Source organism: Nostocoides sp., from assembly GCF_035343835.1.
Taxonomy (GTDB): Bacteria; Actinomycetota; Actinomycetes; order Actinomycetales; family Dermatophilaceae; genus Nostocoides_A; species Nostocoides_A vanveenii.
On record NZ_DAOQZV010000160.1, the window covers coordinates 1 to 7493 of the forward strand.

A 7493-nucleotide genomic window follows, 5' to 3' on the forward strand; every position below is an offset into this window, starting at 1 on the left:
GAGGACCTACTCGACGCAGCGGCACGTCGGGTCAAGCGGACAAACGGCCCATGATTGAGCCGACAATGGCCTCGTCGCCGGCATACGGCTTCGAGGAACGGGGCCAGGGGCAGACGACATCGGTGAAGCCGAGGTCGGCGGCCCGGCCGACGGCGTGCTCGAAGGCGTCGACGCCCGCGAAGGCATAGTCGGGGCAGGAGTCCAGGGACAGATAGCGCGCCAGCGCTCGTGTGCGACCCTGCCGCTCGATCTCCTCTTCGGCGCGCGCAACGACCTCGGCGACCAGGCGCCACCACGCCGGGCCGTCGTCCGCTCGTCCGGCGTAAGTCAGCCAGCCGTCGCCACGTTCGACGGCCAGGCGGATGGCCCGCGGGCCGTTGGCCGCCACGATGAGCGGCACCCCTGGCGTCCCGCCGACATTGACCGGGCCCGGCAGGCTGCCGGCACCCGCACTGGCATACCAGTCGCCGTCGACGGTGACCGGGTTCTCGCGCAGCAGCCGATCGAGGAAATCGACGAACTCACCGAACCGGCGCGTCCGCTCCCCCAGCCGTATGCCGGCGTGCGTCAGTTCGGCGTCCAGGTTGCCCCCGGCGCCGACTCCGAGCAGGAAACGTCCCGCCGAGATGTCGTGCAGCGCAAGGATTTCGCGGATGAACTGCGCCGGGTGATGATTGTTGGGCGAGGACACCAGAGTGCCCAGCCCGATGCGCGTTGTGTTCAGGGCCGCTGCCACCAGCGTCGGAATGGCCGCGAACCACGGCGAGCCGCGCATCGGCTCCCAGCTCATGTGGTCGTAGGTCCAGGCGTGGTCGAAGCCGAGATCCTCGGCCAACCGCCAGTCCCGCTCGGCCTGCGCCCACGGCCGGTCGGGCAGGATCGTCACACCGACCCGGATGTGGTCAGGCATCGGCCCCCGCGCGGTCGGCGCGCGCCAGGACCGAGGGTGCCCAGATGCGCGAGCCCACGTCATACGAGAAGGCGGGGACCAGCAGCGACCGGACGATCAAGGTGTCGATCAGCACGCCCAGAGCAACGATGAAACCGATTTGGGCGAGGAAAATCAGCGGCAGCACCGCGAGCGAGGAGAAGGTGGCCGCGAGCACGATGCCCGCCGACGTGATCACCCCGCCGGTGACTGCGAGCGCCACGAGGATCCCTGGCCTGGTGCCGCGGCGTTGCGACTCCTCTCGCACCCTGGTCATCAAGAAGATCGAATAGTCGATGCCGAGGGCCACGAGGAAGACGAAGCCGTAGAGCGGCGTCGCCGGGTCCGAGCCGGGGAAGTCGAAGAGGTGGTTGAAGGCCAGCGCTGATGCTCCGATGGTGGCGCCGAAGGAGACCAGGTTGGCGACGACCAAGATCACGGGGGCGACCAGGGATCGCAGCAACAGGGCCAGCACCACGAAGATCACCAGCAAGGTGGCCGGGATGATCACCTTGAGGTCGCGGTTGGTGGCATCGAGGACATCGAGGTTGATGGCCGTCGTGCCGCCGACGAGAGCATCCGGCGAGACGGCATCGAGGTCGGCCCTCAGCCGCTTGACGATCTCGGTAGCCTCGGGCGAGTCGGCGGGCACGGTCAGCACGGCGGTGATGGGCACCAGGCCGTCGATAGCGGCCGGCGGCGGGGCTCCGCCCCCGAGCCCGATGACGGGATCGGAGACACCCTTCTCGCTGCCGAGCCGGTCGACAACCCCTTGGGCGACGGCCTGGGGGGCGATGATCTGCACCGGTTGACCGGCGCCGGCCGGGAAGTGGCGGGCCAAGACTTCACTGCCGGTCACCGAGTCGGTCTTGTTGAGGAACAACTCGGAGGTGGAGACCCCCTCGGCCTTGAAGGTCGGCAGGAATGCGGCCAGCGCGAGCAACCCGGCGAGGGTCAACACCCACGTCCGCCGCGGGTGGGCTCCCACGAGTTTGGCCACCCGCCCCCAGATGCCCCGGGTCTCCAAGGCGTCCTCGAGATGGCGGTGGTCGACCTTGGGCACCATCGGCCAGAACGCGCGCCGCCCGATCACCAGGAGTACCGCCGGCAGGAAGGTCAGCGAGGCGATCATGGCCCCGGCGATCCCGAGCGCACCCACCGGTCCCAGACCCGCGGTGCTACCCAGCTTCGAGAGCATCAGGCACAGCAGGCCGAGGATGACTGTGGCCCCGCTGGCCAGAATCGGCTCGACCGAGCCGCGCCAAGCGGACTTCATCGCAACCCAGGTGTCGCTCGTGTCATGCAGGGCCTCGCGGAAGCGGCTGACCAACAACAGGGCGTAGTCCGTCGCCGCGCCCACGACCAGGATGAACATGATCCCCTGCGACTGCCCCGACAACGCGATATGTCCTGCCTTCGCCAGCGGGTACACGGCGAGCGCGGCCAACGCCAGCCCGAAGATGGCGCTCAGCAACACCGCAATGGGCAGGATCGGGCTGCGATAGACGATCAGCAGGATCACCAGGACCACGACCAGCGCAACCCCGAGCAGAACGCCGTCGATCCCTTCGAAGATGGTGATGAAGTCGGCGAGCAAACCGCCCGGACCGGTGACATAACCCGACGTGGTCGTCCCGGTCGTGTCCTTCGCCAGCTCGGCACGCAGGGCTTTGGCGGCCTCGAAGAGCGGTGAGGTGGAGTTGATCGTCTCCGAGGCCTTGTCGGCGTCGAGGTTGACGATGGTCAAGGTCGCCTTGGTGTCCGCGCTCGGGACCGGTCCGACGACCGGCCCAGAGAGGAACTCGCCCAGGGTGCGCCCCGCCCCGAGTTTCGGCAACGGCAGCTCAGGCACCGCCTTGGCAAAGCCGGACATGGCGCCCATGTCGGTCTCGGTCAAGGCACCGGAACTCTCGGTGACGATCAGAAAGGGCAGCGACGTCGAGTCGGAGAACTTCGCGACCAGATTGGTGACCTCAGTGGATTCGGCACTGGCCGGCAGGAAGGAGGCGTTGTCGTTCTTCTGCACCTCCGCGAGCTTCCCGACGAGGGGTCCGCCGACGCCGGCGAGCAACAACCACGCCAGCGCGACCAATGCGGCGAGCAGCCGAGGACGCCGCGACCCCCCCTTCCGCCCGGCGGTCCCCGTCGTGATCTTTGGGGTCGGATTCGTGCTCATTGCCCTGCTCCCATCACGAAGTCCATCACCCTCGGCAGCTGGGCGTCCCACAGCGACCACTCGTGATCGCCAATCCGGAAGTCGGTCGTGACGTCAAGGTCCACGGCTCTCGCGCGCTCGGCAAAGGTGACATTGCCGTCATATAGGCGATCCTCGGTGCCGCAGCCGATCAGCAGCGGCGGTGCCTGGCCGCGCTCGACCAGCGCCATCAGGTCCTCGGTCGCGTCGAGGTCGCCGCCGAAGATGCGCCCGGACACCTCTTCCCGTCGCTCGGGTCGCTCCATCAGCCAGCGCAGGTCGAGCGCCCCGGACAGCGATGCGGCCGCGGCGAAGCGGTCGGGGAAGTTCAGCGCGAGCTTGAGCGCGCCATACCCGCCCATCGACAGCCCAGCAACATAGGTGCGCGCGGGGTCGGCAGTGACCTTGACGAAGTTGCCGACGATCCGCGGCAACTCGTCGGAGACGAAATCCCAATAGGCGTGGCCGTGCCGTTCGTTTGCATAGAAACTGCGGTGCACGGCAGGCATGACGACAGCCAGCCCACGCTCCGCGGCATACCGCTCGACGCTCGTGTAGCGCACCCAGGCCGTGTGGTCGTCGGACATCCCGTGCAGGAGGTAGAGCACCGGGAAATCGGTAACGACCCCAGCGGCCTCGACCCCAACCTGTTCTGCCGTCACCTGCGGGAGCACGATCATCATGGACGTGCCCACTTCCAAGGTCTCGGCGAAGAAGTCCACCGTCAACAGCGCCACCCGCAGCCCCTTTCTCGACTGCGCCCACCCTACGGGCAGCCACCGACAGCGGCCGATATGGAGCGGGCGGTGCGCACCGGGCGGGAACGGCATACCGTCGGTGCATGCGTTTCGAACACCTCGGCTTTGCGCCCGACTTCGTCGATTACGAGCAGGCGTGGGAACACCAGCGCGCGGTTCACGCGCAGGTCGTCGCGGCCACGCTCCCTGACACCGTTCTGCTGCTCGAGCATGCGGCCGTCTATACGGCGGGCAAACGCACCGAGCCCCACGAGCGGCCGTTCGACGGAACGCGGGTCATCGACGTCGACCGGGGCGGCAAGATCACCTGGCACGGGCCGGGGCAGTTGGTCGGCTACCCGATCGTCACGCTCCCGGACCCGATCGACGTGGTCGCCCACGTGCGCCGGCTCGAAGAGGTCATGATCCGCACGTGCGCCGACTTCGGCGTCGCGGTCGAGCGCGTCGCGGGCCGAAGCGGCGTCTGGGTGCGCGCCGACGACCGCGGCCCGGACCGCAAACTCGGGGCCATCGGGGTGCGCGTGAGCCAGCGAGTGACGATGCATGGTTTTGCGCTGAACGCCGATGCCGACCTGGCGTGGGCGGACAATATCGTCGCCTGCGGGATCGCCGATGCCGGCGTCTCCTCGCTCACCATCGAAGCCGGTCGCCCGATCACGGTCGCCGACATCCTGCCGTATGCCGAGGCCCACCTTACCGAGATCCTCGCCCGCGCACCGCTCTCGGCGGCCTTCGCACCCGCGTCGTCCGCCGTGACGGATGGATCTGAGGACGGCCCGTCCCCCGCCACCCCGCTCGTCCCCAGGCCCGTCTCAGTCGCCTGAGCCGAGGTGTACCGGAAGCCACGCACGGGCGGGGGCGCCGGCATACGGACGTAGGCTGGGGCCCGTGACGATCGCCCCCGAAGGACGCAAGCTGCTGCGGGTCGAGGCACGCAATGCCGAGACGCCCATCGAGCGCAAGCCTGCGTGGATCCGCACCACCGTCAAGATGGGGCCGCGATTCACCGAGATCGACAAGATGGTCAAGGGCGAAGGCCTGCACACCGTCTGCCAGGAAGCTGGCTGTCCCAACATCTTTGAGTGCTGGGAGGATCGCGAGGCGACCTTCCTCATCGGTGGCGACACCTGCACGCGGCGCTGCGACTTCTGCGATATCGCCACCGGTCGCCCGCAGCCGCTCGACCCCGATGAGCCGCGACGGGTCGCGGAGTCCGTGAAGTCGATGGGGCTGCGCTATTCGACCGTCACGGGCGTGGCGCGCGACGACCAGCCCGACGGCGCCGCCAGCCTGTATGCCGCAACGATCCGCGCCATCCACGAGCTCAACCCCAACACCGGGGTCGAGATCCTGCCGCCGGACTTCGGTGCCCGCCCGGAGTTGGTCGGGCAGGTCTTCGACGCCCGGCCTGAGGTCTTCGCCCACAACCTGGAGACGGTGCCCCGGATCTTCAAGCGCATCCGTCCCGCCTTCACCTATGACAAGTCGCTGCGGGTGTTGTCGATGGCGCGCACGGACGGGCTGGTCACCAAGTCCAATCTCATCCTCGGGATGGGCGAGCGAGAGGACGAGATCGCCCAGGCGATCGCCGATCTGTATGACGCGGGGTGCGACATCCTGACCGTCACCCAGTATTTGCGGCCGTCACCGAACCACCACCCGATCGACCGGTGGGTCAAGCCGGAGGAGTTCGTGCACTGGAGCTCGGTGGCCGAGGACATGGGCTTCAAGGGGGTCATGGCCGGGCCGCTGGTGCGTAGTTCCTACCGGGCGGGGCGGCTGTGGGCGAGCGCGATGACCAAGTGGGGACGCGTCATACCGGCTCATCTGACGCACCTGGCCGCAGGGCTGGACGCGCCGGCACGCCAGGAGGCGTCGGCGCTGCTCGCGCGTGGGCTGAGCGGCACCGCCACGACGTAAACTGCGTCGCATGGCCACCAAGGACGCCGCCGACGCGCCGAAGAAGAAGCGCAACAACCCGTTCAAGCAGATCGCGACGGTCTTCAAGGCGGTCAAGGCCATCGACCCGACCATCACCTGGTGGGTGATGGGGGTCTTCCTCGGCGTCCTGGGGGTCTTCCTCCTGATCGGGCTGCTGCTCAACCACTGGATCTACTTCACGATCATCGGCTTGCCGCTGGCCGCGCTCGCCGCGATGATCGTGCTCTCGCGACGGGGTGAGCGGGCGGCCTTCGGGCAGATGGAGGGCAAGGTCGGTCAGAGCGCCGGCGCCCTGTCGACGCTGCGCAAGGGCTGGTATTACGACCAGGAGCCGGTGGCGGCGGACGTCGCTCGCCCGCAGGAAATCGCCAACGCCGCGGTCGTCTTCCGTGCCCTTGGCCGCCCGGGCGTTGTGCTCCTCGGCGAGGGCCCGTTGCCGCGCGCCAAGAAGCTGATCGAGAAGGAAGTCAAGAAGGTCAACCGGGTCGCCCCCGGTGTGCCCGTGCACACCTTGTATGTCGGCGACGGCGAGGGCCAGATCGGCGCGCGCAAGATCACCCGGACCTTGGCCAAGCTCAAGCCCGTGCTGACCAATGACGAGATGGCCACGGTCAACCGCCGCCTGAAGTCGATCCCGAGCATCCGCCAGGGCATCCCCGCCGGCATCGACCCCACCAAGGTCCGCATGGACCGTCGCTCCCTGCGCGGCCGCTAAGGGCGCCAGAGCGCCGCCCGTCGCCAGCGGCCGGTGACGCACGCCCGCGGGCGAGCATCCGGCATACGGGCGGGCTGTCTCGGACGGCGAGACGGGCGGGATCACGTAACACGCGCGAAACAGACGGGTGACTACCGATTAATCCGGCACTCGTATGTTGGGCCCAACGCATGGGCGAGCGTACGCGCCCACTCACCCCGCACAGGAGGTTTTCTTGTTCAGCACCGCTGACGACGTGCTCTCCTACATCAAGGAGAACGACGTCAAGTTCGTCGACATTCGCTTCTGCGACCTGCCCGGCATCATGCAGCACTTCAACGTGCCCGCCGAGAGCCTCGACGAAGACTTCTTCACCGTGGGACAGGCCTTCGACGGCTCCTCGATCCGTGGCTTCCAGGCCATCCACGAGTCCGACATGAAGCTGCTCCCCGACGTCGCGACCGCCTTCATCGACCCCTTCCGTGTCGAGAAGACGCTGGTCATGAACTTCTCGATCGTGGACCCCTTCACCGACGAGCCTTACAGCCGCGATCCGCGCAATATTGCCGCGAAGGCCGAGGCCTACCTGAAGTTCACCGGCATCGCCGACACCGCCTACTTCGGCGCCGAGGCCGAGTTCTTCCTCTTCGACGACGTGCGTTTCAAGACGTCGGCGAACGAGTCCTTCTACTACCTCGACTCCAAGGCCGCCGTGTGGAACACCGGAAAGGTCGAGGAGGGCGGCAACCTCGGCTACAAGCCGCGGATGAAGGGCGGCTACTTCCCCGTCTCCCCCGTTGACCACTTCGCCGATATCCGTGACGAGATCTGCCTCAAGCTCAAGGACGTCGGCCTGACGGTCGAGCGCTCGCACCACGAGGTCGCCTCGGGTGGGCAGCAGGAGATCAACTACCGCTTCAACACGCTGCTGCACTCCGGCGACGACATGATGAAGTTCAAGTACGTCGTCAAGAACAC

7 protein-coding genes are annotated in these 7493 nt (G+C 67.7%); 4 read left to right on the plus strand and 3 right to left on the minus strand.

Annotation, left to right across the window (positions count from 1 at the left end):
- Window positions 1-31: 31 nt before the first annotated feature.
- The 3 genes from PKH97_RS11435 to PKH97_RS11445 are packed head-to-tail and all read right to left on the minus strand — an operon-like array spanning window position 32 to window position 3859.
- Window positions 32-910, minus strand: a complete 879-nt coding sequence (locus tag PKH97_RS11435; RefSeq protein WP_324387568.1) for an LLM class flavin-dependent oxidoreductase — start codon at window positions 908-910, stop codon at window positions 32-34.
- Window positions 903-3104, minus strand: coding sequence for an MMPL family transporter (locus PKH97_RS11440; protein WP_324387569.1), 2202 nt, complete (start codon window positions 3102-3104; stop codon window positions 903-905). Before PKH97_RS11440 ends, PKH97_RS11435 begins: the two co-directional genes overlap by 8 nt.
- Window positions 3101-3859 carry an alpha/beta hydrolase family protein gene (locus PKH97_RS11445; RefSeq protein WP_324387572.1) on the minus strand — a complete coding sequence of 253 codons (759 nt, stop codon included), beginning with the start codon at window positions 3857-3859 and terminating at the stop codon, window positions 3101-3103. The genes PKH97_RS11440 and PKH97_RS11445 overlap by 4 nt, the downstream gene beginning before the upstream one ends.
- A gap of 104 nt (window positions 3860-3963) precedes the next feature.
- Between PKH97_RS11445 and lipB the strand changes: the two genes are divergently transcribed.
- From lipB to PKH97_RS11465, 4 genes are all read left to right on the plus strand, one after another.
- The gene (gene lipB / locus PKH97_RS11450; RefSeq protein WP_324387574.1) at window positions 3964-4704 is read left to right on the plus strand and encodes a lipoyl(octanoyl) transferase LipB; all 741 of its coding nucleotides are present in this window, start codon (window positions 3964-3966) and stop codon (window positions 4702-4704) included.
- Between the two features lie 64 nt (window positions 4705-4768).
- Window positions 4769-5800 (plus strand): lipoyl synthase, encoded by a 1032-nt coding sequence (gene lipA / locus PKH97_RS11455; protein WP_324387576.1) that lies wholly within the window; start codon window positions 4769-4771, stop codon window positions 5798-5800.
- A 10-nt stretch (window positions 5801-5810) separates the two neighbouring features.
- Window positions 5811-6536, plus strand: coding sequence for a DUF4191 domain-containing protein (locus PKH97_RS11460; RefSeq protein WP_324387578.1), 726 nt, complete (start codon window positions 5811-5813; stop codon window positions 6534-6536).
- Window positions 6537-6750: 214 nt separating this feature from the next.
- A partial coding sequence (locus tag PKH97_RS11465; RefSeq protein WP_324387579.1) for a glutamine synthetase beta-grasp domain-containing protein occupies window positions 6751-7493 on the plus strand: 743 nt, incomplete at its 3' end.

What these genes read in the sequence shown, in the direction of transcription:
- PKH97_RS11440 (WP_324387569.1), bottom strand. Translation starts at nt 3,104, where the DNA reads ATGAGCACGAATCCGACCCCAAAGATCACGACGGGGACCGCCGGGCGG.
- PKH97_RS11460 (WP_324387578.1), top strand. Translation starts at nt 5,811, where the DNA reads ATGGCCACCAAGGACGCCGCCGACGCGCCGAAGAAGAAGCGCAACAAC.
- PKH97_RS11435 (WP_324387568.1), bottom strand. Translation starts at nt 910, where the DNA reads ATGCCTGACCACATCCGGGTCGGTGTGACGATCCTGCCCGACCGGCCG.
- lipB (WP_324387574.1), top strand. Translation starts at nt 3,964, where the DNA reads ATGCGTTTCGAACACCTCGGCTTTGCGCCCGACTTCGTCGATTACGAG.